This window comes from Companilactobacillus sp. FL22-3 (assembly GCF_054881455.1).
Genome location: NZ_JBTYYZ010000002.1, coordinates 192,310 through 218,594, shown reverse-complemented (window position 1 = coordinate 218,594; position 26,285 = coordinate 192,310). Strand labels below are relative to the sequence as shown.

Sequence of the window (26,285 nt, the reverse complement as noted above, 5' to 3'; positions counted from 1 at the left end):
ACAATCAAGTTGTTAAATAAGTCATAGTCTTGAAGAAGGCGAAATCAATGCACAGAACACGTCGGAATAAGAATTTAAAAAGCTTATTGATTGCAATCCTGATATTTTTACTATTGGGAATACCTTCATATATTTGGACAAAGAAAAATGTCAGTGCCTTGTCGGGGCGTTATAACGCAGTCATGACGCCAATTATAATGATTCCAGGAAGCGATTCTAATGCTAGCCGTCTCGATGGTTTGATCAAAGCAGTCGATCAAAAGTATGGTGAAAATCACAGTGTTTTAAAAATCACTGTTAAGACCAACAATCAGGTTACGTACAGTGGCAGCATTCGTAGTCACGACCAACATCCCTTCATCGTAGTTGGCTTTCAAAATAGTGGTGATGGCTTCAGCAATATCAAAAAACAAGTCGTCTGGTTCAACATTGCTTTCAACGAATTAAGGAAGAAATATCAATTTCATAGTTTCGACGCTTTCGGCCATTCAAATGGTGCTTTGATCTGGACTTATTTTCTCGAAGATTACTTTGATGAGACAGGCCTGCAAATCAACCATTTGATGACTATTGGTGCTCCGTTCAATTTTGAGGAAACTAACCCTGATAATCATACTGAAATGCTCAATCAACTGATCAAGGGACGCCAAAACCTGCCAAGCAATATGAGTTACTACTCCGTTGCCGGTACAAAGCAATACTTCGACGATGGAATCGTTCCTTTGAGCAGCGTTGATTCTGGTAAATATATCTACCAAAATCAAGTCAAACTGTACACACTGATCACTTTGACTGGCTCTAACGCTGAACATTCAGACATGTTGACCAACCCCCAATTTATTACCTTGTTTCATCAGTTTATCGTCCAAGAAAATTCCAATCGAAAAATAATTGACTCACAAAACAATCGACCTTAAAAAAAATACGCCGATTCTGCGATTAGAATTCGAGCGTATCTTCAGTCATAAAAAATTGGTTATTTACAATTCTTCTTTAAAAAAATTCTCTAAAAATTTGGCTAAACCATCATTAATATTTGTATCAGTTCCAAAATTGGCAATTTCTTTAACCTCTGGTAACGCATTTCCCATTGCCACCGAATACTTGGCTTGCTTCATCATTCCAACATCATTCAAGCCGTCACCGAAAACAAAAGTATGGTCAGAATCAATTCCATTTTCTAGTTGAATTCGTTTCACAGCCGAACCTTTATCGGTTCTCAAAGGGATCATTTCAAGATTATCCACACTCGAGGAGGAAACACGTAAGAGTTTACTTGCTAGCAGTTTTTCCTTGACATCAGCTAGTTCTGTTAAATCACCACGTGACAAGACGACCCCATTCGTTATTTGGTCTTCAACTTCTTGTAATTCTACCAAACTATACAACTCTCGATAACCGAAAGCTTCATCAAAGTTACCGGCATTTTGTGCAATGAAGCGAGGAATTTTCTCCGTGAAATAAGCTTTACTGGGTGTAAATAACATCATTGGTAATTGATACAGCTGCGTGGTCTCAAAAGCTTTCTCCACAGCGGCTTTACCCATTTTAACCACTTCACGTCCATTAGGGCCATCAAATACCGCCCCATTTGAAGTGATCATTTTAACATTAGAATTCAAAAGCTGTTGCGTAATCTTGGCTAATTCATACATCCGACCGGTCGAAATATAAAATGTTACCTCGTGCTGCTGTAAGCTCTCAATCGTATGTTTGGTTCGAACAGAAATATTTTTGTGATCAGCTAGCAGTGTTCCATCTAAATCCATAAACACTAAATATTTTGGCATTACTTTATTCCTCGATTTATTTTAAATAATTATCCTCTATATTGTAACAAAGTATTTGTAATCGTTTACTATTTTTGTGTTTTTTTCTTAAAATTAGGATTGGAAAAAGTTAGAAAAAAACTTATAATTTAAAAGGCAATATCCAAAGGGAGTACCTCGATGAAAATACACGATTTTAATAAAATTGCTCTGCTGTCGCAAATGAACGCTTTGGCTGGCTTAGAACACATTGGCAATGGTGAAAATAAAGCGATTGACAATTACTTTCAGATTTTTAAAGCTTGGCTTCAAAATAATCAAATATTGACCAAACTCAATCAGTATTCAAAAAAGGATATCACACTAGAACACGTTTCAACTAATGACTTCTTAGTTTGGCTCCTGCATTACGGTGATGTTTATGACAATTTGTTACGACAATGCTTGAAAAATGATCCTTTGCTAGACTATCACGCCGCCGCAAGGACTTTTTATCATCTGCGCCAATTTCATCCTAAGTTTTCATTCACCGTCGCTTTGACCTCACAATTGCCTAGAAATCAATTTCTTTCCGATAACGATTTAAATAAATTATTTTTTAACGAATCAACCCCTCAAATTTATCAGGCAATGATCGATTCATTAGAAAAGCTTGAAGATTTTGCAACTGAAAAAGATGCATAAAATTGCCTTATCGAATTTATAAATGTTTTGAAGTACCCCATAAATGTTAGATAATAATCTGACTTTTACGGGGTACTTTTTTATTAAGTTACAATTCTTAGAAAAAGTCTTACCAGAAAATTTGACCGAGACTAAAAAAATCCTTTCATGGTATCAGCTGAAATTATCTTATTTCAGTTGACGACCACAAAAGGATTATCGCAGTTAAAGTATCATAGATGTCTGCAAATTTTTTTAAACCGTTAATTCAATTTGATTGCCCTCGGGATCACAGACGACGCTTTCGTAATAGCCATCACCAGTCACCCTAGGACCACTAAGATGCTTGTAACCAGCTTTTTCAATCTTTTCAGTTAAGCTATCAACTTTTTCTTTTGAACCTAGTGAAAAGGCAATGTGCATATAACCTAACGGATAACCTTTCTCATGATGGCGGTTCAAGTCGTCACGAGTACCGACCTCCAACCTTGCTCCATCAGGAAAAGTTAAAAATCGTGATGAAAAAGTCGTCACTGGATTGTGATATTCATCGGAAGCTTGAGCTTGAAAAAACTCTTGATAAAATTCAACTGTTTTTTCCAAGTCTCTAACAAAAAGCCCAACATGTTCAATTCGCATCAAATCCCTCTAATCTAATCTTCGATATTTGAATTTATTTGTGTAACTCACCTTTTGACCTGCTAAAAGAATCGTGTTCCCGAAGTCGTCGTGATTGATTGCATCTGGCAACGTCATCAACTCCATGGCGATCGAACTAAAATCATGTCCACTATCATTTTGCGCAGTCGGACTGGCAGTGAAGATGACCAAACCGTTACGATCAGTATAAAAGTCGATTGCCCGCTGATCATCTTTCAAAGTAGCGGCCTTATCATGAACTAGATAAACATTATCAAATTCATCTTTATCCAGCGGCTTGAGCTGCTTTAGACCCTGACCGATTTTTTTGAAGTGCTTAAAGTCATAAGCATTCGTGGCTGACAAGATTTTTCCGGTTGGCAATTTATGCTCATCCATATCCAAAAAGCGTTTGGAATTGATTTGCAATTGCTGTTGCTTAATACTTTCTGCCCCGAGGTTGAAGTAAACGTGACAGCTAGGATTAAACAAAGTGTCATGATCTGTTTGACCACGATAAGTGATAGTGACTTCATCGTCATCGTTCAGGCTATATTGGACTTCAACTTTCAAAGTTCCAGGAAAGTCATCTTCATCTTTGACAGTGTGCGAAAAAGTCACCGAATTATCGGAATTTACTTTTGCATCAAACAGCTGCATTTGTAATCCTTGATCACCACTGTGGATAATATTGGCTCCGTCATTAGGCGTTAACTGATAATCAGTTCCATTGATATTAAACTGTGCTTGACCGATTCGACCAGCTACTCGACCGATCGTTTTACCGACCTCGTAGGGTGTTTGAATATAATCATTTAAATCTGTGAACTTTTCGATCAAAGAACGTTTTTGACCAGCTTCAGTCACTTCAAAGTCTTGCCAAGTAGCAGCAAAATTTAAGAGACTGATGCTCGTCTGGTTTTTATTTGTTAGCTTGTAGAGATAAACAGGTTGTCCTGCAATTTCCCCAAAAATTGTTTTTGCGACTACTATTTTGACTCTACCCCAGCTTTCTCAAGCAGATCCATATCCATAGCCCGCTTGATATTAGTTAATGTAACTTCAGAAGTATCTTTGAAATTCAAATCAGCTTCGTTCAAAATTCTTGGATCACCGATCCCCAAAGAGATAGCGCCAGAACCATTGATAGATTTGACACCAGCTGAAGCGTCTTCCACTCCGATACACTCTTCTGGCTTCAAGTTCAAAACTTCTGCAGCCCGAGTGTAGATCTCTGGATCTGGTTTACCATGTTTCAAAGTAGCTGGATCGACTTTTGCATCAAAGTACTTGGCTAAATCTAGTTTCTCCAAGACCATTGGTGAATTCTTTGAAGATGATGCTAAAGAGATCAAGTAGTGATGATCCGATAAATCCTTAATGAAATCTTCCATACCAGGTAGAATCTCTGATTTATCTAAGTGGTCCAGTAATTTCAAATAGTTATCGTTCTTCTCTTTGGCAAAAGCTTCTTTCTGTTCCTCAGTATATTCATTTTCTTTATTGCCATACTTTAAAATTAAGTTAAGAGAATCCATCCGGCCAACACCCTTTAAGTTGTTAGCCAATTCATCGCTCCAAGTGACTCCGAGCTTATCAGCCAATTGATGCCAAGCAATCGAATGATAAGCAGAAGTATTCGCGATGACACCATCAAGGTCAAACAAGAATCCCTTAATTTGTTCAAATTTAGTCATGTTTAGTAAGCTCCCTTTGATAAAAAAGTGTCTGAATCCAATCTTCAGACACTTCGAATTTTTACAATTATTTTAACAGTTGCGATTCATCAAAAACTTTAATTTCTAGTGGTTCTCCAGAAATAAGTTTGAAATGTGGTCCAGCATTATCGACTTCGATCTCAATTACACGACCTCTAAAGACTTGTCTAAATGAGTAACTGTTCCATTTCTTTGGCAAGAATGGTTTATAGCTTAAGGAGCCATCGTCATGCACTCTCATGCCGGCGAAACCTTGAACCATTGCTAGCCAACCACCAGTCATCGAAGTGATATGCAAACCGTCAGCAGTGTCATTATTATAATTGTCTAAGTCTAGTCTAGCGGTTCTCTCATATAAAGCAACCGCTTTCTCTTCATAATGTAAATCAGCTGCCAAAACGGAGTGAATTGCAGGTGAAAGACTTGACTCATGAACTGTTAATGGTTCGTAGAAATCAAAATTACGTTTCTTTTCACGCTCTGAGAAATCATCGATGAAGTCCCAAATTCCTTGAAGAACATCACCTTGCTTGATGTATGGAGAACGCAAGATTTTATCCCATGACCAATGCTGGTTGATTGGCAATTGATCCTTTGGAATAGCACTAACTGGTTGAATATCCTTGTCCAAGAAACCATCATGTTGAACAAAGATTCCCAAGTCTTCATCGTATGGTAAGTACATTTTGTCGACAATATCTTGCCAGTGTTTCTTTTCAGTATCAGAAACAGCCAATTTCTTTGATTGATCAGCTGAAACTTCATCCAAAGTCTGCAAGGTATATTTCAAAGTCCATTTGGCTAAGAAATTAGTGTACCAATTATTATCAACGTTATTTTCATACTCATCTGGACCCGTAACGCCATGAATCATGTATTGACCGTTACGTTGACTGAAGTGAACTCGATCTGCCCAGAAACGAGAGATTTCCGTTAAGATCTTGCTACCTTCATTCAAGACAAAGGACTTGTCGCCTGTATAACGGGTGTAATTATAAATTGCGAACGCTATATCGCCATTACGGTGGATCTCTTCAAAAGTGATTTCCCATTCGTTATGGCACTCGATACCATTAAACGTTACCATTGGGAATAATGCCCCTTTAAGACCTTGTTGTTGAGCATTGACGTAGGCACCATCAAGTTGATTGTAACGATACATCAATAAGTTTCTTGCAACTTCTGGCTTAGAAACTCCTAAGTATACTGGTATACAAAATGCCTCAGTATCCCAATATGTTGCCCCACCATATTTTTCACCGGTAAAGCCTTTAGGTCCGATATTTAATCGTGAATCATCACCAGAATAAGTTGTAAAGAGACCAAAGAGATTGAAACGCATACCTTGTTGGGCATCAACATCACCGTCGATCTTAATATCAGACTGATTCCAACGCTCTGCCCATACATTTTCGTGGGCTGCATAGAGATCTTCATAAGAAGTTCGACTGATTTTAGCTGATGTACCTTCTAAAGCATCAAGCATATCATCGACAACTTTGTAATCACGAGAAGTTAAGACAACTACCCGCTTCTCAATCGTGCCTATTTCTGCAGGTTTCAACACTTTCTCAAAAGTCTTACTTGTTTCAAAATCAGCTACATTATAGTCACTTTCGGATAAATTGGTTACATATCCGACTTGCATTCCTGAAGTAAATCTTGGTGTACCAAAATTATTTTCCTTGGTTTCTGCCACCAAGGTGTTTTCATTGATATTTAAAACATTCCAGAAATGTTCATCATAATTAGCATCTTCATTCTTAACATTGGCATCAAGAGATGAAGTAACTTTAACATCAATATTAGAATCGGATAAGTTTTCAAAGGTTACCTTTTGAACTGATAATTCTTTTTGGGCACCACTGAGAAATCTTACGAAAGTGAATTTTACCTTCTTGCCGTTCTTTTCAACAATGAATGAACGATTCAAGGTGGCATCCTTCATATTCAAATCAAGGGTAAAATCGGTAATCTCGTCGGTATAAAGATCAAGCTTTGATCCATCGATCAAGAAATTCATTTTAATGAAGTTAACTGCGTTAATAACCTTTCCGAAGTACTTTGGATAGCCATTTTTCCACCAACCGACACGAGTCTTGTCAGGGTACCAAATTCCGGCTAAATAAATTCCAGGTAAACTGTCACCCGAATAATCTTCTTCAAAATTACCACGCATCCCCATGTAACCATTTCCTAAGCTGGTCAAACTCTCTTGAAGACGTTTGTTCTCTTTGTCTAGCTTGTGAGTTACAACGTTCCAAGGATCTACTTCAAAAATCCTTTGCATTAAGTACACCTCCTATAAAAAAAGGTAACTAGGTAAAAATACCTAATTACCCTTCAAAATCTTTAAAGAATCGTTTCTTCAGTATCTTTGTCAAAATAGTGAGCTTTTGTCATTTCAAAAGCCATTTGAACTTCGTCACCAGGTTTATGATGATCACGTGAATCGACTTTGGCAATAAAGTCGGTTCCGCCTAGGTTAGAATAAAGAATCGATTCCGCACCTAACAATTCAGAAACTTGGATTTTAGCATTAATTAAAGCATCAGGGAAAGTTTGAATAGCAACTTCTTCGGCATGGACGTCTTCAGGACGAATACCAAAGGTAAGTTCCTTGCCAACATAGCCTTTCTTTTCAAGAACCTTATATTGGCCTTCAGGTACTGCAATATTTAGACCTTGATCATTAACAATCTTGCCGTCTTCAAGTTTAACGTCAAAGAAGTTAGTAGCAGGTGAACCAATGAATCCAGCTACGAATTTGTTAGCGGGTTTACTATATAGTTCAGATGGAGTACCTACTTGTTGAATCTTACCATCACTCATGATAACGATTCGGTCGGCCATTGTCATAGCTTCGACTTGATCGTGAGTAACATAGATGAAGTTACGTCCCAAGCGTTGGTGCAATTGAGCAATTTCTGTACGCATTTGTACTCTCAACTTAGCATCCAAGTTTGACAATGGTTCATCAAGCAAGAACAAGTTTGCATCACGAACGATGGCACGTCCTAAAGCAACACGCTGTCTTTGACCACCTGATAGAGCAGCTGGCTTACGTTGAAGATAAGGTGTTAGACCCAAGATCTCGGCTGCATTTTCAACACGTTTCTTAGTATCTTCCTTATCATTCTTACGAATATTCAATCCGAAAGCCATGTTATCGAATACGCTCATATGTGGATACAAAGCATAGTTTTGGAAAACCATCGCAATATCACGATCTTTAGGAGAAACATCGTTCATGACTTTGTCATCCATCTTAAAGTCACCTTTTGTGATGTCTTCCAAACCAGCTATCATACGCAATGTGGTGGATTTACCACATCCGGAAGGTCCAACAAAGACAATAAATTCACCATCTTTAATGTCCAGGTTAAAGTCACTAACCGAATAGTCAGTATTACCTTGATAGCGTTTGTAAATGTGTTCCAAATTAATTTTTACCATTTTTAACGCTCCTTAAAAATTTTCGACTTTCAGCTAACAAATAAGTTTAATCTTACTAATCTAGATGTGTCCACCACACCCATAGTCAATCCTTTTTGGCTACTTGACCACCAAGCAATCTATAAGAGACGTACGTTGGAAGCGATACGCTACAGATAACGCTTAGAAAAGCCAATTGCAAAACGAAATTCATTAAGATCAAGATTAAAAATACTATTACTGAGATAATTATTGGTAAAGGTTTTTCGACGAATAGAGTCAAGATGTTGGAAAATTTATTAGTTGCTAATTGAAATCCCGTCGCTACTAACAGCATGAAAAATACGAATGTAAAGATCAAAACTGCCATATGCCACTGTGGATTACCAATCGTCAACTTATTCAACACGATGAACAAGACTGCGCCTAAACCTAATCCAAAATTTATTAGATAGTTTTTTTGTAAAGCAAACCATTTTATAAAAAAGTATTTGAAAAAGCTAACACTTCCATTAGTTTGCCAATCTTGGACGGCCGCATAACTAGCAACCAATCCGGGAATTGTGAAAACTGAGATCATCAACCACAGAATCACTAACAAAATACTGTACGTAATCGAGAAATTTAGATTCGACATCACGATTGCGGTCAAAATAACCGAAAAGTTTAATAGGAAGAAAGAGAAATTAATGCTAATGAGTGACATTAACCAATTCCCACTGGCAATCAGTTTCTGTCCATTTTTTGATTTTAAATTGATCACAACGGTTCGTCCTTTCTATTTTTCTACTTAACAGCACCATCAGTAACACCTTTGATAATCCATTTTTGAGCAAATAGATAAAAGATGATTACAGGGATGATGGAAAGTGTGATACCAGCCAAAGCTAGATGCCATTGCTTAGTATATTCACCGAAGAAATTGAACATTTGAAGAGGAATTGTGTATTGCGCCTGTGGTAAAACAAGTGATGGCAATAAGTAGTCATTCCAGATCGCAATGATGTTCAAAATAGCAACTGTAACTGTAATTGGTGAAAGCATTGGGAAGATAACTTTTGAGAAAATCTGCCAACGACTTGCTCCTTCAATTTCAGCTGATTCATCCATCGCAATAGGAATACTTGATAAAGTACCTTGGTATAAGAAGACCGACAAACTGGCATCAAAGCCCAGATACATGATTACCAAGCCCCACATGTTCAAGAAGTGTACAGCACCAAAGTTAGCAGTCAAAGGAATCATAACTGATTGGAATGGAATCAACATAGCTGAGATAAAGAGCATTAGGATTCCGCCACTCAACTTGCTGTGATTTCTTTGTAATGCATATGCAGCCATTGATGAACAAAGAATGATCAACAATACACTGCAGACAGTGATAATGAATGAATTCGTTAATGAACCAATAAAGTTCAAGGCTTTAAACGAGTTCACGTAGTTATCGCCTGTACTTGGGTGTGGGAACGAAAGAACAGATGCGAAGATCCCTTTTGGTGTTTTGAATGAATTAGTAACGATCAAGTAAAATGGGAACAACCAGAGAATTCCTAGTAAAGCTCCGAGAATACCTAATCCAACTCTACCTTTTTTATTCATTAGAGATCCTCCTCTCTCTTACGGTTGTAGGCTACTTGCAATAGTGAAATAGCAGCAACAATGATGAAGAAGATAATAGCTTTAGCTTCTGATAAAGCAAAGTTACCAGAGTTATAAGCGGTATTAACAATATCCATAGCTAACATTTGTGTTGAATTGTATGGACCACCATTTGTCAATGACAAGTTTTGATCGTAAATCTTGAACCCATTTGATAGAGTCAAGAACATGCAAACTGTGAATGCTGGAGCAATCATTGGGAACGTGATCTTTGTGAAACGTTGCCAAGCTGAAGCTCCGTCAATCTTTGCGGCTTCAATGATTTCATTAGGAATATTTTGTAGATAGGCGATATAAATGATCATGATGTAACCACTCATTTGCCATACCGTAACAATAACTAATCCCCAAAAACCAGTTGTTTCATTGGTCAACCAGTTTTGAAGCCAATTCATATGCAAGGCATCACCTAATGCTTGGAAGCCTTGTGTGAAGATAAATTGCCAAATGAAACCTAAGATCAAACCACCGATCATATTTGGCATGAAGAAAATGGTACGTAAGAAATTATTTCCCTTAAACTTTTGTGTAACTAATAATGCTAGTCCCAAGCCTATTACGTTAAGCATGATAACAGTGACAATAACAAACCCCACTGTAAACCAAAAGGCGTTAATAAACGCCTTATCTTGGAATAATGTTATGTAATTTTGAAATCCTACTACTTTGGTGAATCTCAAACCGTCCCAATCAGTAAATGAATAGAATAAACCTTCAAGAACGGGAATAAATACAACCAAAGCTAACGCAACGAGGGTTGGTGTTAAAAATAACCAGAATGAAAGACTTTTGTTTTTCATATTCATTGCCCTCTTTTGTTAAATCTAATTACTTGATGATTTTTGTTGCTTTGCCCAACCATCTTTCATATTTTGAACTGTCTTATCCCAGCTTTGTTTGCCTGATAAGTACTTTTGTAGATTTGGTTGTGCAACGTCTGGATCCCATGAAGTACCAGTGTATCCTGGGAATGCCCAGCCAGTTGTCTTGTGTTCTTGTGAGTACTTGAATACTACTGATGTCAATGGATCTTTCATCTTGTAGTTGTCGTAACCCTTGTATGCAGGAACAAAGTGCAATGTATTAACAACATCTTTCTTACCAGCTTTAGATGTGTATAGCCAATCTAGGAAGTTCTTAGCAGCTTTTTGTTCTGCTTCTGACTTTTGACTATTAACAGCCCAATATAGTGATGTACCAACTGGTAATTTGCCTTCTTCACCAGGTACAGGAATTGGAATCATACCAATATCGTTCTTAGCAAAGTTCTTATCAATACCTTCAACTGTTGGGTAAATCCAGTCACCTTGTTGAATCATAGCTGTCTTACCTTGTGAGAAGTATTGGTTAACTTGTGCTGAGTAATCCATTTGCATAACTGGCTTGATTGAGTAATCTTTTTGAAGATCAAGCATTGTCTTCATATCAGCATTCTTTGAAAATGCCATTGTCTTTGACTTGTAAAGCTTTTGAGCATTACCGTTGTAGTCTTGAGCTACATAAAGGTTTAGCAAGTGGTCAGACATAATCCAAGCTTCCTTACCAGGAAGTGCAAATACACCTTTAATACCTAATTGATCCTTTTGAGCATCCAATTGTTTAACAGCTGCTTCCAACTTGTCAACTGTTGTCAAACTTTCTGGATCGATTCCAGCCTTTTCAAAGACTTTCTTGTTGTAAACAAATCCATAACCCTCAACGTTGAATGGTAGTCCAACGGTCTTACCTTGGTCGTTCTTAACAGCATCCAATGTTCCTGGTTGTGCTGCCTTTGCGGCTTTCGTGTCTGATAAATCAGCTTCGTGAGCCTTAAATTGCTTTACATCAGCTGGACCAGCCAAACTGAAGATTGTTGGTGCGTTACCAGATGAAATTCTGGTCTTCAAAACTGGATCGTATTGAGTACCACCACCGATTGATGTAACTTCAATCTTTACATTTGGATGGCTCTTTTCGTACTCTTTAGCAATTTGTTTAAATTGCTTATTATTTTCAACCTTTCCTTGAAGAATTGTAATCTTGACATCCTTACCTGAGGATGAGCTGTTACTGCAGGCTGCCAACATAAATGCTGCACCGGCTGCCAAAGCAATAACTCCCACGCGTTTTCCAAAACGCTTCCAGAAGTTCTTCTTCATTACCAAAGCCCCCTAATAAAAATAATATTTCTTTATTACGATTTCCATTATGTTTCTAAAACCGACTGTTTGCAACCGCTTTCTTGATGTTACCGATAACAGCTTTGCTTTTGATCAAAAAATGGACAAAAAAATTGGTCAATTCTAAATTGAATCGACCAATTTTTATTATTTTATTCAATTGCCCCTTGTATCACGATTGGATCGTAGTCCAAATGAACTATACCATTTGTGACGTCAATCAAGGAACTGTTCAACATATTTGTATAACTGCCACTTGGCAACTCGACTGATATATCATTTGACATGCCCTTCAAGGTAAACAAACCGATTCGATAAATGTTGCCTAATCGATAAGTTACTTTGACAGTGTCATTTTCTAGAGCTTCGACTTGATATTTACCACTGACTTCAATGTCGCTTTGGCTCAATTGATGCATCCGTAAGATCAGGGAGCTTAGATTCATCTTGGCACTATCCCAATCCAACTTATCAGAATCAAATAAGCTTGGTGTATGTTTAAAGCCATATTCTTGTCCAGCATAAACTAGAGTTGAACCTTGTTGGAATTCGGAAAAAGCAGTCCAATTGTACATGTCATTTTCATTAATAAACATGCTGTGGGCCCGTGGTTGATCATGATTCTCCAAATTACGCATCTTAATATAGTTGCTTGGATAAATCTTAACTTGATTATTCAAGGCATCAACATATTGTTGCAAAGGTATATCGCCTTTGACGTATGAACGCCAAATTTGGTCAATATCATAGTCATAGGTCATATCAAAGGCACTGTATAGTTCTTCATCGGAAGAAACGTGGAAACCTTTCTCACCTAAGGCCTTGATATAGTCTTTACTTGTAGATTCAGCTAACCAGACTGTCTTAGGGTTCACCTTGCAGACTTCTTTTCTAGCTTCTTTCCAAAATTCAATTGGAACTTGTGGCGCAACATCGCATCTAAAACCATCGACGATTTTAGCATAACGCTTCAACGTCTCGATTTGATAATTCCACAAAGCCCGGTGTGAATAGTCTAATTCGGCAACGTCGGTCCAGTCTTCATTCTTGTTATAAAGATTGCCATCTTTGTCATGTAAGAACCATTCTGGATGAACTTGTAAAAGAACTGAATCACGAGAAGTATGATTATAAACGATATCTAGCATCACTTTCATCCCATGGTCATGGATCGATTTAACGATTTTTTGGAAGTCTTGCCAAGTACCAAGTTGAGGATCGATGGCCCGATAATCTTTAATGGAATAAGGTGAGCCTAACTTACCTTTTCGATCTTTTTTACCGATTGGGAAAATTGGCATGAGCCAAATATAGTCGGTTCCCAATTGCTTGATCCTATCCAAATCTGGCTCAAGTGCCATCAAAGTTCCTTTTTTGGTATGATTTCTTACGAAAATACAGTATATTTGCGTTTTTCTGAGTTTTATATCCGTCTGACTAGCCATTGTAACACCCCACTATTTTTTTGATTCTAAAACACAACAACCCCAAGGTTCTAATTCAAGCGTTTCATTGACATGTTTAACCGCAGAATTAGTTAATACTTTTTTCCAAACTGCTTTAGGCAGTTTGAATTGCTTCTTTTGATCAGAAAAGTTGGCTACTACGATACCTTTTGTATTTGTTGTCTCCATTAGGTAGGCATATACTTGCGGATCGGTGAGCAACAATTCATATTGACCATTAGTAAAGCAACGATGTTTTTTCAACTTCAAAACTTGCTGATAGTAATTCAAAATGCTATCGGGCTGATTTTTTTCTTGATGAACGTTATTTTCATCAGTTAGTGCCCAATTCCATGGCTGTACATTGGAGAAACCATGATATTTGGTAGCATTCCATTGCATTGGTCCACGGGCAGTCATTTCATCCTGTCCATTCAAATAGTGCAATATTTCTTCATCTTTATATGACTTTTGGCGGAGACTCTTGATCAAATCTTCTGCTCTTTGATCTTGAAAATCGTCAACTTTAGCAAATTTCAGCCCGTGCATGCCAATTTCTTCCCCGTAGTAAATAACTGGTATACCCCGTTGTAAGAACAATAATGTCGCTAACATTTTAGTGACTCGTTCATTTTCAATCGGCAGGTTCAAACGATCTAGCACTCGACTGATATCATGATTTCCCCAAGTCAAAGTTGGTAAACTGACATCGTTCAAGATACTTTCCCATTCAACATAGGTTTGCTTCAACGAATCTAACGACAACTTCCGATCTTGGAAGAATCTAGGAATGTCAGGATTACTATCATCAAAGACTTCCCCATAATTATCGGAGTTGACCACTACATCGCAAACATTGCCATCTTTTCGAGTATACTCTGCCGCATCTCTAGCCTTGGCAGAAGAAGCTTCCCCGAACAAAAAGACATCAGATTTGTATTGTTTCAATTCTTTCACAAAACCGCTCATATAATCCTTAACGGCTGGCAACTTGGCATAAAAAGTATCATCAATTGGAAACTTTTCGTTAGCGATCAAAGAATTTTGTGCAAAATTGGCTTTGGCGATATGGATGAAAGCATCGAGTCTGAATCCATCTACACCTTTGTCGATCCAAAATTTAGCAATATCGGCAATCGACTTTTGAACTTCGGGATTTTTCCAGTTCAAGTCAGGCATCTTTTTGTCAAACAAGTGAAAAAAATACTCATGAGAATTGTTAGGATTTTGTTCCCAAACACTGCCTCCAAAAAATGAACCCCAATTATTAGGCTCATGACCAGCGACTGCATCATGCCAAATGTAATAATCCTTAAAGATACTATGAGCGTCATTGATAGCATCTTTAAACCAAGGATGTTGATCAGATGTATGATTGATCGGTAAGTCCAAAATGATATGCAGACCTAATTTATGAGCTTTTGACACCAGCTCTGAAAAATCGGTCGTATCCCCTAATATAGGATCAATCGCAAAATAGTTAGAAACGTCATAACCATTATCTATCTGTGGAGATACGAAGATTGGATTAAGCCAAATTGCATTGAATCCCATATCTTTGATGTACTTTAAATGTTTTGTAACCCCAGGCAAGTCCCCGATACCATCATCATTGGTATCTTGAAAACTTTTGGGGTAAATTTGGTAAATAATTGCTTGATCATACCAATTCACAACAAGTTGCCCCCTTTGTGTAAACCCTTACAGTCCAGTATAAAAAAGTAAGCCTCACCTAAGCAAGGCTATATTGTATGTTATCGGTAACAGTTTATTTTCGTAAAGTACCGCCCAAACTGATTTTAGGTTCAAAGACGAGCGAACCTTGACTGGCGTTGGAGTTGATCTTATCCAGCAGATTTTCACCACAAGCACTGCCCATTTCGATAATCGACTGTTTGATTGTCGTAATTTTAGGCGAGGCGACTTGATTTAGAAAAACTCCGTCAAATCCAGTCACTCCGAATTCTTCAGGAATTTTCCCGCCGCAACGGACGACACCACGTTCAATTCCGATTGCTAACCGATCAGAGGCGCAGATAAAAGCTGTGTTCTCGGTAATATTGTCCCAATTCTGTTCGACAAATTCCTCTGCCAAATGACTGTGATTACCAAAACGATGCAATTCAGGCATCATTCGCTTTTCTTGAACTTGCTGCAAATAACCGGCTTCACGAGAATATTCAAAGGATTCCTTCGAATCGATTCCGATATAGATCAGACGATCATAACCTTTTTCCAAGGCGAGTTGGGCCAACTTGTAAGCACCTGCTTTATTGTTGGTATCAACATAATCAAAACCATAACGATTTTCGCCAAACATAATCACTGGCTTCTGCAACTTCTTGATCCAATCAACATCCTTTTCACGCATACCGGTGATAATATAACCATCGCAATTACCAATATCAAAGTTACGTCTTGTGACTAGCTGCAACGAGTACTGGTGTAGATCTAAAGTTTTGGCTATACCAATCATCAAGTTCATATAGTACGGCTCGGTTGTATCGATATCTTCCAAAATGCAAAGCTTGATAATCCGAGTACTTTTATTTACCAAAGCCTTTGCTATCATGTTGGGGTGATAGTCTAACTCGCGCATTGCTTGATAGACCATCTGCTTCAATTCATCAGTGACTTTTTCCGGATGATTAATTACCCGTGAAACAGTCATTTTTGAAACATTCGCCCTTTTTGCCACATCAACTAAAGTCGTCATGTTTTTCCCCCTCCATAAGTCACAATATAATTATACCAATATTAACCGATTTCAAAACATATAAATTACTTCATATTCTCAAGACGAAATGCCTACATAAATTATTTGATTATTCCCTAGAAATATAACAGTATTGGATAAAATTTCTAGGAGGTGTCAGATATGTTTTTTTATTTGCTAGCAACAGCGGTTTTTATGATTCAATGTTTCCTAATGTTACTCATCTATTTTAACGAACAAAAACCTTCAAAAAATAAACTAAAGAACTCCAACTCGCAGAATATTCCAACTGATGAATTCTTTTATTTCATCCTTGTCCCCTGCTTGAATGAAGGAAAAGTTATTCAGAATACCCTTAAAAATTTAAGCAATCTACCTGGCAGAAAACAAATTATTGCCATCGATGACGATTCTGATGACGATACTTTGGAACAGATTCAAGCTTTGGGTAATTCAATAGCTATTATTCAGCGTCAGAAACCAAACGCCAGAACCGGCAAAGGGGATGTTTTAAACGCAGCCATGCCTTTTGTCACCAATTATATTCAAGAACAGCAACTTGATCCCAACAAATGTATCGTTGGTGTAATTGATGCAGATGGTGTTTTAAGCCCTAATAGTTTCGACAAATTAAATGAAGCTTTTTTGGATAATACCACCGATGCTGTTCAATTGAGAGTCAAAATGAAGTCGCCACGAAGAGTCTTGCAAACGTTCCAAGATATCGAATTTTTTATTATCAATCATCTAACCCAGATCCTCAGATCAAACATTGGTGCGGTTGCTCTATGTGGCAATGCTCAATTTTTCCGCTACTCCACCGTCACTGCCAAACTAGGTTACATCCCTTGGGGCAACGCTTTACTCGAAGACTATGAATTAACTTTGCAGTTAGAATTAAAAGGTCTAAAAATTCGTTATATCGGTGAGGCATACGTCTCCCAAGAAGCCTTACTAAGCGTTAAGAAGTTGATTGTTCAAAGATCTCGTTGGGCACAAGGGGGCTTGAATTGTTGGAAATACCTCAAGCGAATCGTTACTTCTAAGGAAATGTCTACACCGCAAAAACTGGATACTTACTTCTTCTTTTTCAATCCAGTTTTAAATTTCCTCGCTGATTTCAGTATTATTTATCTCACCATTACTTCGATTTTAAGCCATGACAAAAACCCTGAATTTATTGTCGTAGCGTTAATTGCTTCAGCCATCATCGGTCTATTCTTTGGAACGATTTTCTCACTGATTTACCTAAGAGAATTACGATTAACTCACAAAAATCATCTGACTATTAACAAGGCAGATGTATCATACTTAAGATTACATGCTGGCCACCTATTTTTAGCCATCGCTTTAGTATCATACGTTTACGTTATTCTCTTCTTTAGCCTGTTGATGTCGCTTTACCATCAAGTGATTGGACAAAATACTTGGGTCAAAACTAAACGAGTTTAAAAAAGCCATTCAGCTTCTGATTAAGCTGAATGGTTTTTGAGTTGTTCATAGAGTTTAATTGTTACGAACAGGACCAGGCTGACTACTAAGGATACTAATAAGGCACTTTCCAAAAAATTAGGGAAATAAATATCTTTGGGAATTTGTTGTAAAATCTTCATAAATATTGTCATATTTCATCACCTCGAAAGGATTATCTCAAGGTTGTTCTCAGAAATCAAAAAAACCGTCCAGACGTTCCGGACGGTCATTCTAGTTACGGAGTTCTGAACGGATTACTGAATCGTAGTTGTATCAGTGATTTAAGAGATATTAGTTCTTCGTGACAACACCAGTAACAACATAAGCATAAATCTGTTCTGTTTCTTCCTATTCTTAGTTGAAATATTGTTCATAAAAAATTTAACTGCAGTTATTTACAGCACTTGTCCTTCTTATCTTGTTCTCTTTGATGTATTTCATAAAATATATCAGATCTTTTTTTCATTTCCACATATACAGATATTCCCACTAATAACAATAGCCCCACTGCAAATATAACAAACAAAAGTAATACGTTACTTATCACGTCACTTGATTTTGAAACATCAATTGGTTTAATCGTAGAGTATTTTTGATACTTTATTATTTTGTATGCAGTTGGTTTGGAGGGAATATAATTAAGAAAACCTATAATTCCCAACACCAGTGCCAATCCAAGGGTTGCTAACGAAAAATAATACGAAGATATAGGACTCACAGTTAGCTTCAATTTTAATTCTTCATCAGAATAATCAATATACTTTCTTTCTTTTTGTTTGCATTTACAATGACATTCGGACATTATTGTTTCTCCCAACAAAAGATAATACGTAGCCTATACAATTAGCATATTCCTTATAAGATTCATTACAACCCCTAATAATTTATACTTAAATCAGCCTTTATATCCTGATTCATGTTGATATTTAATTGGAATGTATTGATATATTCCATTTGAAGTTAAAAGGTGTGAAGAGTTGTAAAAAAAACGTACAAATATCTAGAACACTGGGTAATTGGTTTTGAGACAGAAAAAAACTCTAACCGATGATATAACAACGATTAGGACTAACTGATTTTTGATTTTACAAAGGCTTGAAAAATCAATTAATACCAGTGATAGGGGGAGTTCCTTCCTACTATGTAGGGTTTAATACGTCAAAGGTGACCAAAGGTGTTCGATTTCAAAATCAGTTGGTTATGAGTTGAACAAATTAGATATTGCTAGTTAGCAGTTTTTTGCTAACTATTTTTTTGTCATTTTTCATAATTAATTCACTATGAGATTCAATCAAATATCTTTTGTGTAATTCCTTTCTTATAACGTCATGCTTCTTCTTGTCATCTTCTTGGATCGCAATAATAATTCCAGTAACAATTGCCAATAGTACAAGGGCAACAAAAGATGCACCCAGCAGTTGACTAATATAAAATGATGTCTCATTATTAAAAGCATGTGACCATTCCGCAGTTCTATTACCTGTACTTTTTTGAAAATAACCTGAAGTGACCGAATACATTACACCAATAGATGTTCCAAAAAATGTCATAATAGTTATAATCCCCATTGCAAAAAATTTACAAACCATTATTGAATCATTCGGTTTAAAATTGTCGTCCATGTGTTGGAGTTCTTCTTTTGCACATATTGTACAATAATATTCGAAACTATTTTTTTCATTACGTCCCCCCAATTATTGATTTCATGATTAATTATACACAAATAAAAAGATTATAATTTTCTCCGATTATTCAAACATAGATCCTGAAGTATATTCTAAAGGTAAATACTCTTCTATAGCTATCTTTGCCATTGTAATTCCATTAATAATTTTAATACCATCATTTAAAAATAAGTTTCCGATTGTCACATTATCTATTTTAGAAGAATGGAAAAAACAGCAAAAAAAGGATAATCCAAACGATGATCTAAGCAATCAATTAATCTTTATGAATCCTAAAACTAAATCCCATTTTTCTCTCGAAGTTCGGAGAAGGTGGCAACAGAAAATAAACGTGGCCATTGATTTAGATCATAACGTTACACTACATGTATTCCGTCACACACACGGTACACTTCTCCTGGACAATAATTATGATTTAACTTTCAAAGACCTTCAAAAACGTCTCGGACACAAAAACTTGCAAACAACTATCAATACCTATCTTCACTCAACAAATAAATCAGATAGTAAAATGGTAAAAGCATTGCAAAAGGTGGATAACATTTCTAATGATTTAGAGAATAATAAAAATGAATAACCGTGACAACATTGTGACAACATAGAGTTACATATCGGTACATTTTTTACACGGCATTACATACTTGAATCAAAATATTACGACAAAAAGGCCCCTATATCGTCTGATATAGAGGCTTTTTTACATACCATTACATTCTCTTACATAATGGTACATATTTAGTTACGGAGTCAACATAACTATTGCATGTACTTTTTTTATTTGATAAATATCTCTGACATCTATCGGTTACTATTATCTAGGGAAAGTGCCCGGCTGTAAATAAGAAAATCAAACTATAACTAAACCGTTAGTTTCATGTGACGGAATTGTAAGATTGACTGAAATGTGAAATACTGAAATTAATAAAAATTTTGGAAGTGATCAAGATGCAATCTGCCACTCAAATAATCTTTATAATCAATAGTTGTGTAATCGCCGTCAGTCTAATTGTTGGTGTAATCTTAGGCTCCATTGCCCTATTCAAAATTGCTAATGCTCTAAAACGTCGCAATAAGATTTTGTACCAAAACACCCGTCCTTACTTGATTTGTCAACGAAGTAACCAGCAACTGGCAATTAAAAATGTCGGTCAGGCAGCTGTAATTATCGATGAGATCTTGCCAGCTGACTTAATTTCACCTTGGAAACCTCAAAGAATTCTAGCTGAACAAGTACTTTATTTCAACTTATCAAAGGCACAACAGTTGAATTTGACCATCAAATATCATGATACGATCGACAATTATCAGGAAAATTTCTTCCTATAATAGGTTAAACACCTTACAAAAGCGTTAGCACTCCTCCCTAATTAGTTGTGATATTATTCCAATTAAGCTAGGAGGAATGGTCATGACAAAGAAAATCTGGATTGTTTTCATAACCATAATTATTTTATTAATACCCGCAGCCCTTTATGAATTATGGTATTTACCTAATTATAGTGGTGATGCATATTACACTTATATTGGAAAATCATATAAAGAAATAATTGAAAAAGATAGTTCAGGTAATGATTATCATGAATTTGATTATAAGCAAGCCGGCTATGATAAAAATGGCAATGAAAAACTATTAAAATTTGACAGCGCCTTAGGCCGCCCCATCAAGAATGATAATTTTCTAGAAGTGACTTTTAATCAAAAGCATCAACAAGTGATCTCTTGGAAGAAAGTACCTAAAGAATCGATTCCTCGCAGTCCCTTGGAAAAAATCCTCAAACAAAAATAAGTTTCATAAGGTTTTACCTTATGCATTCCTAACCAAACTACGTAAAAATACCCCTCGATTCAATTTTCTGAATCAAGGGGTATTTGAATTATTCGGTTTTATTTTTGAAAATATTCCTTCGCGTAATTGGTCACATTGGTAATATACTCTTGTCCAGCAACGTTCAATGACTCTGCATGACCTGCACCTTTTACGATCCAAAGTTTCTTAGGACCTTTAGCATAATCATAGTTTTGATAAGCATTCTTGGTTGGAACAAAAGTATCTTTTGACCCGTGGATAACGAATAATGGAACTTTACTCTTCTTCAGAGTCTCCCTGGTACTAGCTTGATAAAAGTTATAGCCGGCCAATGCATCTCCATACAAACTTGCCGTCGGTACGATTGGAAAACTTGGTAAATTAAACATTTCTTTTAGTTGGTAATCTAATTCACCGGAAATAGTTGAATAACCACAGTCTTCAATCGCAAACTTAACGTTCTTAGGCTTCTCACCTAAGGTATACATAACGGTGGCAGCACCCATACTGACACCAAATAAACCAACTTCAGACTTGGAACCAAACTTCTGATTGATCATATTGATCCATTCAGCCATATCGGTTCGATCTTTCCAGCCGTATCCGGCATATTTACCGCCACTCATCCCAAACGAACGAGTATCCGGTGCCAGTACGTTATAGCCAGCATCGTGAAACATTTTGACATACGTTCCCATATACTTACTAGCACTACCAAAACCATGAATTACAACGACGGTCTTAGCAGTTTGATGATTGGCCGGCAAATAACGTGCCTTCAATTTGACTTTATCTTTAGTCGTCTGCTCCCATATCTCTTGCTTTTGGTCAGCGAACCACAGACTATTTTTGCTCATTTTACTTTTAACTTCGCTGCTATAGCCATTCTTGCTAAAAGCATAATTAAACATATAGCCACTAGCGCCCAAATCAGCGACTAATAAGACTCCGATCGTAACGCCCAGAGCTACTTTTACAAATTTTTTCACATGCATAATAAACTACCCTATTCTTATTGATCAATGCTAAATCATCATAAGCTAAAAGGTAATTTAATTGCAACTAAAAGACTTATTGAACTTGTTCTTGAGAAAGTTTTTCATCACGTAAACGATTCTCTGTCGCATCTTTGTGGAACCAGTGGATGTGTGAATCAAAGAAAGCAATTATATCGTTCATAAAGTACATGATATAAGTTAGGAACATAACTGGACTGGCATCGCCTTGAGTAGCAGTAATTCCCCAAAGAACGATTGACATAATACCTTGAGCTGTCCAGAAATAATATTGTTCACGGAAACGTAAGGTACATAGAAGAGCACCTGTAAAGCCAATTGCTGCTGCAACAGAGTCAGTAACAGGTCTAGGACTGATAAACAAATGTGTATCCATCAAATATAGCAAGCCCCAAGCAACGAAAAAGAACACCGCTGTATTGAACCACTTTTTCGCCGTTAGACCATGAATATGTTTCTCGGCGTCTTTAGCCCATTGTGGACTGATTAAAACAGGAATATCTAATAAGATAATATAACTAAGTTGCAAAACAACATCTGAGAAGTTTTTAGCACTGATAGCAACGTAGATATAAATTAAGGCTGAAACTAAACCTAAAACACCGTTCAATGGTTTAGCATTAGTAATGGCAATCGTACAAGTAAAACCTAAACAGGCAGCTAACCAAGTCCAAATTGCGATACCAGTAATAGAATGTGCTAGTGTTGAAGCAGTAATGGCCCCCAAGCCAAACATAAGTAGCATGTAACTTCTGAAACTCCAGTGTTTCATCTGCTCTACATACCATCTTGGATCGAAAATACTCATTTGTTTCTTCTCCTCTTAAATTGAAATTGGAACATTTTCTTGTGGTATTCATATCCCAAAACAATTAATTTTATTTATCCCTCAAATTGATTTATTTCGAAATATCAATTTAATCGACATTTAAAATCATACCACCAATTTCCTCCAATTTGGTCGTGACAGATTTGAATGTAATGGTGCCATATCGAACGAAAGCGATTACTTGCCCTAGTAAACAGGAATTTATCATTCGATACAAGATATTGATTTTTTTTAAATTCCTACACAACATATTGTTATAACGAACAAAAATTGGTCCAACCGTATCGCTATAACACCAAAAGAACCCTTTCGATTCCGGAATGAAATCAAAAGAGTTCTTTTTAAAAATTATGGAAATATTTGAAGGTTCAAGAAATTGTTAAATTAAATCTTACCAACTAAATCTGCTCCAGGTTTCAAAGTGTCTTCCCCTGGATGCCAGTTAGCTGGACATACTTTATCACCATGTTTTTCAACGAATTGGGCTGCTTGCAAAGTCCGTAAAATTTCTTGAGCATTGCGTCCAATTCCCATTGCATTAACGGTGTATGACTTGATAATACCTTTAGGATCGACGATAAAGACCCCACGATAAGCTTGACCACTATCCTCATCAAGCACATTGAAGAAATCTGCTAATTGGTGTTTTTGGTCAGATAACATTGGGTATTGGATCTTACCAATCGTATCGGTCGTCTCTGCCCATGACATGTGTGCAAATTGACTGTCGACTGATACCGAATAGATCTCAGCACCGGCAGCTTGAAAATCTTGATATGAATCTTGCAGATCACTTAATTCTGTTGGACAAACGAATGAAAAATCGGCCGGATAGAAGAAAATAATCGACCACTTACCGAGCAAATCTGACTTCTTGAATTGCTTCAATTCGCCTTGTTGATATGCATCAACATTGAAATCTGGTATTTCTTTATTAATATAATTCATTTGTTAGGCCTCCCTAAGTTCTGTTTTAATTATAAATCAAACCGTCAATAATTGCCAACAGCAACAGTCTGTTTATACAGTTCCATTCTAACAAATATTTACTATTATTTTTAAAATAATACAATTTGTGCCACAATATAATTATTAACTAAAAGAGGGATTAAGAAATGACTCCAACCGAACAAATTGAGGCAATCAAGACTTTTTCTTATCAGAAAATGCACACGGACAAAACCGGACACAACTTTGACCATATTCAAAGAGTAATCAAGACAGCCAAGAAAATCTTGAAAACAGAACCTGCTGATCATTTAATAACCTTGGGAGCCGCCTACTTGCATGATGTAGCTGACGATAAATTAGTAGCTGACCCAGCGGCTTTAGAGAAAGAAATCAAACAATTTCTCCAATCAATCGGACTTTCAGAAGCACAGATCCAGGAAATAATGTATATCTCCCACAACTTATCCTTTAGCAAGTCGCTGTCTGATAATCCACCCAAGCTCTCCTTAGCTGGCCAAATCGTCCAAGATGCCGACCGTTTAGATGCCATTGGTGCAATCGGTATTATTAGAGCTATTTATTACGGTGGAGCCAATTCCGAAGTCATCTACGACCCAAAAATTTCTCCAAGAGAATCTTTTACCAAGGCCGAGTACCGTAATTTAAATAACGAGACTATTATTAATCATTTTTACGAGAAATTATTGAAATTAACTGCTATGATGAATACCCCAACAGCTAAAAGTATTGCCGAACAAAGACATCAATATATGGTCGATTTTCTTGATGAATTCAAGGCTGAATGGGACTCCGAAAAATAAATACGAAGGAAGTAATTCAATTGGTATCATTTGCAGAACAAGATAGACAATATTATGAACACATCATCAGAAACTTAAAAGAACGTGGCGTTGAGTTAAAAGATATCGCCGAGATCGTTATCTTTTTAGAAAAAGACTACATTGATGGATTAGATGAAGAAATTTCGATTCACGCTATTAACAAAGTGCTCCACAAACGTGAAGCTCAAAATGCAATCATGACGGGAATTGAATTGGATATCCTAGCCGAAAAAGGTTTACTATCAGCACCAATGCAACGTATCATGCAAACTGACGAGTCAACCTATGGAATCGACGAGAACTTGGCCATCACCTTAGCCAGTCTTTACGGTTCGGTTTCGGTCACTAATTATGGTTATGTCGATAAGTTAAAACATGGTATCTTAGGTCATTTGAATGACAAATCAACTGGTCAGATCAATGTTTTCTTGGACGACCTCGTTGGCGCCATTGCAGCTGCTGCTTGTGGCTGGCTAGCTCATAACGAACATGCCGTTGATGAGATGTTGAAAAAAGAACACCAAGAATCATCTTAAGAAGATTATAAAAGCCGTCTGATTCCAAACTGAATCAAGCGGCTTTTGAACTTTAATGATAATATTTCATAGCAAACTCTTGGCCGGCCGTATTGAGCATTTCCTGCCAAGAATCAAAAACAGTGGTCTTTTGTACGTGCCGTTCCCAGACTTCCATTGGCAATCTTTCCAATGCAGCCTGACTTGTAATGCCAAGTGCTTCGAAGAATTCTTCAATACAGAAATATTGCGTATTTTTTTCCATAAAATTATTGGAAAAGTAATGAGCAAACTGTATCTTCTGTAATTCAGAGCGAATTTGGCATTCTTGCTTGATGAATTCCAATCTGTCCCTAGTTTGCATAACAATAATCCCCTAAAAAATTGTCCTTGTTTAAGAAATAGTATAACAAATATTATTAATTTATTTGGATATTTATTAACAAATCAGCCAGAAAATTGGTAAAATTTGGTTAATTAGTAGATTAGGAGGGTTCATGATATGTATAAGAAGATTTTAGTCGCCATTGACGGAAGTCAAAGTGCTTATAATGCTTTAAATGCCGCAATCGATTTGGCAAAACATTTCGACGCTGAACTTTACTTGGTTTCAGTAGTTAACACTGCCAACTTGCCAATTAATGTCGGTGTTTCATATGCTCCAGGTCTAACAAAAGATTTACAAGCCGCTGCCCAACGTGACTTGAAAAAAGCCGCTGACTTGGTCTCTGCTACTAATTTAGAGGCCAAAGTACAACTACTAGAGGGTGAACCTAGGGAGCGTTTGGTAGATTTTCCTAAGGAGAACGGTATTGATCTAATCGTTATGGGTAAAACGGGTACTAGTCCTTTTACCCGAGTATTCGTTGGTTCAGTTACCCGCTACGTCTCCGAACACACTGATATCAATCTTTTAATCGTCGCCTAGAATAATGAAAATCCCAGTGGATCACCAAAAATTGGT

29 protein-coding genes are annotated in these 26,285 nt (G+C 36.8%); 9 read left to right on the top strand and 20 right to left on the bottom strand.

Annotated features, from left to right (window positions below; genetic code table 11):
• Positions 1 to 47: 47 nt before the first annotated feature.
• Entirely contained in the window at positions 48 to 917 is an 870-nt protein-coding gene (locus ACYT32_RS03085) for an alpha/beta hydrolase (protein WP_395264417.1), read from the top strand.
• A gap of 63 nt (positions 918 to 980) precedes the next feature.
• On the opposite strand, the gene ACYT32_RS03080 is transcribed toward ACYT32_RS03085, so the two are convergent.
• Complete coding sequence (locus tag ACYT32_RS03080) at positions 981 to 1,790, bottom strand: HAD family hydrolase (RefSeq protein ID WP_395264416.1); 810 nt, start codon at positions 1,788 to 1,790, stop codon at positions 981 to 983.
• A 159-nt stretch (positions 1,791 to 1,949) separates the two neighbouring features.
• Between ACYT32_RS03080 and ACYT32_RS03075 the strand changes: the two genes are divergently transcribed.
• The gene (locus ACYT32_RS03075) at positions 1,950 to 2,453 is read left to right on the top strand and encodes a hypothetical protein (RefSeq protein ID WP_395264415.1); all 504 of its coding nucleotides are present in this window, start codon (positions 1,950 to 1,952) and stop codon (positions 2,451 to 2,453) included.
• Positions 2,454 to 2,687: 234 nt separating this feature from the next.
• Here the strand turns inward: ACYT32_RS03075 and ACYT32_RS03070 are convergent, their stop codons facing one another.
• The 12 genes from ACYT32_RS03070 to ACYT32_RS03015 form a co-directional block, all read right to left on the bottom strand.
• A complete protein-coding gene (locus ACYT32_RS03070; RefSeq protein ID WP_395264414.1) occupies positions 2,688 to 3,071 on the bottom strand; it encodes a VOC family protein in 384 nt (127 codons plus the stop codon).
• Between the two features lie 9 nt (positions 3,072 to 3,080).
• Positions 3,081 to 4,034, bottom strand: a complete 954-nt coding sequence (locus ACYT32_RS03065; RefSeq protein WP_395264481.1) for an aldose epimerase family protein — start codon at positions 4,032 to 4,034, stop codon at positions 3,081 to 3,083.
• Positions 4,035 to 4,060: 26 nt separating this feature from the next.
• The gene (gene pgmB, locus ACYT32_RS03060; RefSeq protein ID WP_461793357.1) at positions 4,061 to 4,768 is read right to left on the bottom strand and encodes a beta-phosphoglucomutase; all 708 of its coding nucleotides are present in this window, start codon (positions 4,766 to 4,768) and stop codon (positions 4,061 to 4,063) included.
• A gap of 67 nt (positions 4,769 to 4,835) precedes the next feature.
• Positions 4,836 to 7,079: a glycoside hydrolase family 65 protein gene (locus ACYT32_RS03055; protein ID WP_395264412.1), complete on the bottom strand. Its 2,244-nt coding sequence runs from the start codon at positions 7,077 to 7,079 to the stop codon at positions 4,836 to 4,838.
• 62 nt (positions 7,080 to 7,141) lie between these two features.
• Entirely contained in the window at positions 7,142 to 8,245 is a 1,104-nt protein-coding gene (locus tag ACYT32_RS03050; RefSeq protein WP_395264411.1) for an ABC transporter ATP-binding protein, read from the bottom strand.
• An 85-nt stretch (positions 8,246 to 8,330) separates the two neighbouring features.
• On the bottom strand, positions 8,331 to 8,987 hold the full coding sequence (locus ACYT32_RS03045) for a hypothetical protein (protein WP_395264410.1): 657 nt from the start codon (positions 8,985 to 8,987) through the stop codon (positions 8,331 to 8,333).
• Positions 8,988 to 9,010: 23 nt separating this feature from the next.
• Entirely contained in the window at positions 9,011 to 9,823 is an 813-nt protein-coding gene (locus ACYT32_RS03040; RefSeq protein WP_395264408.1) for a carbohydrate ABC transporter permease, read from the bottom strand.
• Positions 9,823 to 10,683, bottom strand: a complete 861-nt coding sequence (locus ACYT32_RS03035) for a carbohydrate ABC transporter permease (RefSeq protein ID WP_395264407.1) — start codon at positions 10,681 to 10,683, stop codon at positions 9,823 to 9,825. Before ACYT32_RS03035 ends, ACYT32_RS03040 begins: the two co-directional genes overlap by 1 nt.
• A gap of 24 nt (positions 10,684 to 10,707) precedes the next feature.
• Positions 10,708 to 12,021 carry an ABC transporter substrate-binding protein gene (locus ACYT32_RS03030; protein WP_395264406.1) on the bottom strand — a complete coding sequence of 438 codons (1,314 nt, stop codon included), beginning with the start codon at positions 12,019 to 12,021 and terminating at the stop codon, positions 10,708 to 10,710.
• A gap of 173 nt (positions 12,022 to 12,194) precedes the next feature.
• A complete protein-coding gene (locus tag ACYT32_RS03025) occupies positions 12,195 to 13,487 on the bottom strand; it encodes an alpha-amylase family glycosyl hydrolase (RefSeq protein ID WP_461793356.1) in 1,293 nt (430 codons plus the stop codon).
• Positions 13,488 to 13,499: 12 nt separating this feature from the next.
• The gene (locus ACYT32_RS03020) at positions 13,500 to 15,161 is read right to left on the bottom strand and encodes a glycoside hydrolase family 13 protein (RefSeq protein WP_395264404.1); all 1,662 of its coding nucleotides are present in this window, start codon (positions 15,159 to 15,161) and stop codon (positions 13,500 to 13,502) included.
• A 94-nt stretch (positions 15,162 to 15,255) separates the two neighbouring features.
• Entirely contained in the window at positions 15,256 to 16,203 is a 948-nt protein-coding gene (locus ACYT32_RS03015; RefSeq protein WP_395264403.1) for a LacI family DNA-binding transcriptional regulator, read from the bottom strand.
• Positions 16,204 to 16,365: 162 nt separating this feature from the next.
• Here ACYT32_RS03015 and ACYT32_RS03010 point away from each other — a divergent pair, with 162 nt between their 5' ends.
• The gene (locus ACYT32_RS03010; RefSeq protein ID WP_395264402.1) at positions 16,366 to 17,655 is read left to right on the top strand and encodes a glycosyltransferase family 2 protein; all 1,290 of its coding nucleotides are present in this window, start codon (positions 16,366 to 16,368) and stop codon (positions 17,653 to 17,655) included.
• 20 nt (positions 17,656 to 17,675) lie between these two features.
• Here the strand turns inward: ACYT32_RS03010 and ACYT32_RS03005 are convergent, their stop codons facing one another.
• The 3 genes from ACYT32_RS03005 to ACYT32_RS02995 all read right to left on the bottom strand — a co-directional run bounded on the left by ACYT32_RS03005 (position 17,676) and on the right by ACYT32_RS02995 (position 19,298).
• The gene (locus ACYT32_RS03005; RefSeq protein WP_395264401.1) at positions 17,676 to 17,828 is read right to left on the bottom strand and encodes a hypothetical protein; all 153 of its coding nucleotides are present in this window, start codon (positions 17,826 to 17,828) and stop codon (positions 17,676 to 17,678) included.
• A 239-nt stretch (positions 17,829 to 18,067) separates the two neighbouring features.
• The gene (locus tag ACYT32_RS03000) at positions 18,068 to 18,478 is read right to left on the bottom strand and encodes a hypothetical protein (RefSeq protein WP_395264400.1); all 411 of its coding nucleotides are present in this window, start codon (positions 18,476 to 18,478) and stop codon (positions 18,068 to 18,070) included.
• 412 nt (positions 18,479 to 18,890) lie between these two features.
• On the bottom strand, positions 18,891 to 19,298 hold the full coding sequence (locus ACYT32_RS02995; protein ID WP_395264399.1) for a hypothetical protein: 408 nt from the start codon (positions 19,296 to 19,298) through the stop codon (positions 18,891 to 18,893).
• Positions 19,299 to 19,407: 109 nt separating this feature from the next.
• Here ACYT32_RS02995 and ACYT32_RS02990 point away from each other — a divergent pair, with 109 nt between their 5' ends.
• The 3 genes from ACYT32_RS02990 to ACYT32_RS02980 all read left to right on the top strand — a co-directional run bounded on the left by ACYT32_RS02990 (position 19,408) and on the right by ACYT32_RS02980 (position 21,147).
• Positions 19,408 to 19,938 (top strand): tyrosine-type recombinase/integrase, encoded by a 531-nt coding sequence (locus ACYT32_RS02990; RefSeq protein WP_395264479.1) that lies wholly within the window; start codon positions 19,408 to 19,410, stop codon positions 19,936 to 19,938.
• Positions 19,939 to 20,306: 368 nt separating this feature from the next.
• Positions 20,307 to 20,687, top strand: a complete 381-nt coding sequence (locus tag ACYT32_RS02985; RefSeq protein WP_461793355.1) for a hypothetical protein — start codon at positions 20,307 to 20,309, stop codon at positions 20,685 to 20,687.
• 82 nt (positions 20,688 to 20,769) lie between these two features.
• Positions 20,770 to 21,147, top strand: coding sequence for a YxeA family protein (locus ACYT32_RS02980; RefSeq protein WP_395264396.1), 378 nt, complete (start codon positions 20,770 to 20,772; stop codon positions 21,145 to 21,147).
• Positions 21,148 to 21,245: 98 nt separating this feature from the next.
• Here the strand turns inward: ACYT32_RS02980 and ACYT32_RS02975 are convergent, their stop codons facing one another.
• From ACYT32_RS02975 to ACYT32_RS02965, 3 genes are all read right to left on the bottom strand, one after another.
• On the bottom strand, positions 21,246 to 22,163 hold the full coding sequence (locus ACYT32_RS02975; RefSeq protein ID WP_395264395.1) for an alpha/beta hydrolase: 918 nt from the start codon (positions 22,161 to 22,163) through the stop codon (positions 21,246 to 21,248).
• 76 nt (positions 22,164 to 22,239) lie between these two features.
• Positions 22,240 to 22,992: a nicotinamide riboside transporter PnuC gene (gene pnuC, locus ACYT32_RS02970; RefSeq protein ID WP_395264394.1), complete on the bottom strand. Its 753-nt coding sequence runs from the start codon at positions 22,990 to 22,992 to the stop codon at positions 22,240 to 22,242.
• Positions 22,993 to 23,397: 405 nt separating this feature from the next.
• Entirely contained in the window at positions 23,398 to 23,961 is a 564-nt protein-coding gene (locus tag ACYT32_RS02965; RefSeq protein WP_395264393.1) for a peroxiredoxin, read from the bottom strand.
• A gap of 167 nt (positions 23,962 to 24,128) precedes the next feature.
• On the opposite strand from ACYT32_RS02965, the gene ACYT32_RS02960 reads away from it, so the two are divergent.
• Entirely contained in the window at positions 24,129 to 24,785 is a 657-nt protein-coding gene (locus ACYT32_RS02960; RefSeq protein ID WP_395264391.1) for an HD domain-containing protein, read from the top strand.
• 20 nt (positions 24,786 to 24,805) lie between these two features.
• A complete protein-coding gene (locus ACYT32_RS02955; RefSeq protein WP_395264390.1) occupies positions 24,806 to 25,342 on the top strand; it encodes a phosphatidylglycerophosphatase A family protein in 537 nt (178 codons plus the stop codon).
• Between the two features lie 52 nt (positions 25,343 to 25,394).
• On the opposite strand, the gene ACYT32_RS02950 is transcribed toward ACYT32_RS02955, so the two are convergent.
• Entirely contained in the window at positions 25,395 to 25,685 is a 291-nt protein-coding gene (locus tag ACYT32_RS02950) for a hypothetical protein (protein WP_395264389.1), read from the bottom strand.
• A 138-nt stretch (positions 25,686 to 25,823) separates the two neighbouring features.
• Here ACYT32_RS02950 and ACYT32_RS02945 point away from each other — a divergent pair, with 138 nt between their 5' ends.
• Positions 25,824 to 26,249 (top strand): universal stress protein, encoded by a 426-nt coding sequence (locus tag ACYT32_RS02945; protein WP_395264387.1) that lies wholly within the window; start codon positions 25,824 to 25,826, stop codon positions 26,247 to 26,249.
• Positions 26,250 to 26,285: the final 36 nt, after the last annotated feature.

Coding starts and splice junctions, on each gene's coding strand:
- ACYT32_RS03085 (WP_395264417.1), top strand. CDS start 48: ATGCACAGAACACGTCGGAATAAGAATTTAAAAAGCTTATTGATTGCA.
- ACYT32_RS03080 (WP_395264416.1), bottom strand. CDS start 1,790: ATGCCAAAATATTTAGTGTTTATGGATTTAGATGGAACACTGCTAGCT.
- ACYT32_RS03075 (WP_395264415.1), top strand. CDS start 1,950: ATGAAAATACACGATTTTAATAAAATTGCTCTGCTGTCGCAAATGAAC.
- ACYT32_RS03070 (WP_395264414.1), bottom strand. CDS start 3,071: ATGCGAATTGAACATGTTGGGCTTTTTGTTAGAGACTTGGAAAAAACA.
- pgmB (WP_461793357.1), bottom strand. CDS start 4,768: ATGACTAAATTTGAACAAATTAAGGGATTCTTGTTTGACCTTGATGGT.
- ACYT32_RS03055 (WP_395264412.1), bottom strand. CDS start 7,079: ATGCAAAGGATTTTTGAAGTAGATCCTTGGAACGTTGTAACTCACAAG.
- ACYT32_RS03050 (WP_395264411.1), bottom strand. CDS start 8,245: ATGGTAAAAATTAATTTGGAACACATTTACAAACGCTATCAAGGTAAT.
- ACYT32_RS03040 (WP_395264408.1), bottom strand. CDS start 9,823: ATGAATAAAAAAGGTAGAGTTGGATTAGGTATTCTCGGAGCTTTACTA.
- ACYT32_RS03035 (WP_395264407.1), bottom strand. CDS start 10,683: ATGAAAAACAAAAGTCTTTCATTCTGGTTATTTTTAACACCAACCCTC.
- ACYT32_RS03030 (WP_395264406.1), bottom strand. CDS start 12,021: ATGAAGAAGAACTTCTGGAAGCGTTTTGGAAAACGCGTGGGAGTTATT.
- ACYT32_RS03025 (WP_461793356.1), bottom strand. CDS start 13,487: ATGGCTAGTCAGACGGATATAAAACTCAGAAAAACGCAAATATACTGT.
- ACYT32_RS03015 (WP_395264403.1), bottom strand. CDS start 16,203: ATGACGACTTTAGTTGATGTGGCAAAAAGGGCGAATGTTTCAAAAATG.
- ACYT32_RS03010 (WP_395264402.1), top strand. CDS start 16,366: ATGTTTTTTTATTTGCTAGCAACAGCGGTTTTTATGATTCAATGTTTC.
- ACYT32_RS03005 (WP_395264401.1), bottom strand. CDS start 17,828: ATGACAATATTTATGAAGATTTTACAACAAATTCCCAAAGATATTTAT.
- ACYT32_RS03000 (WP_395264400.1), bottom strand. CDS start 18,478: ATGTCCGAATGTCATTGTAAATGCAAACAAAAAGAAAGAAAGTATATT.
- ACYT32_RS02995 (WP_395264399.1), bottom strand. CDS start 19,298: ATGGACGACAATTTTAAACCGAATGATTCAATAATGGTTTGTAAATTT.
- ACYT32_RS02985 (WP_461793355.1), top strand. CDS start 20,307: ATGCAATCTGCCACTCAAATAATCTTTATAATCAATAGTTGTGTAATC.
- ACYT32_RS02980 (WP_395264396.1), top strand. CDS start 20,770: ATGACAAAGAAAATCTGGATTGTTTTCATAACCATAATTATTTTATTA.
- ACYT32_RS02975 (WP_395264395.1), bottom strand. CDS start 22,163: ATGCATGTGAAAAAATTTGTAAAAGTAGCTCTGGGCGTTACGATCGGA.
- pnuC (WP_395264394.1), bottom strand. CDS start 22,992: ATGAGTATTTTCGATCCAAGATGGTATGTAGAGCAGATGAAACACTGG.
- ACYT32_RS02965 (WP_395264393.1), bottom strand. CDS start 23,961: ATGAATTATATTAATAAAGAAATACCAGATTTCAATGTTGATGCATAT.
- ACYT32_RS02960 (WP_395264391.1), top strand. CDS start 24,129: ATGACTCCAACCGAACAAATTGAGGCAATCAAGACTTTTTCTTATCAG.
- ACYT32_RS02950 (WP_395264389.1), bottom strand. CDS start 25,685: ATGCAAACTAGGGACAGATTGGAATTCATCAAGCAAGAATGCCAAATT.
- ACYT32_RS02945 (WP_395264387.1), top strand. CDS start 25,824: ATGTATAAGAAGATTTTAGTCGCCATTGACGGAAGTCAAAGTGCTTAT.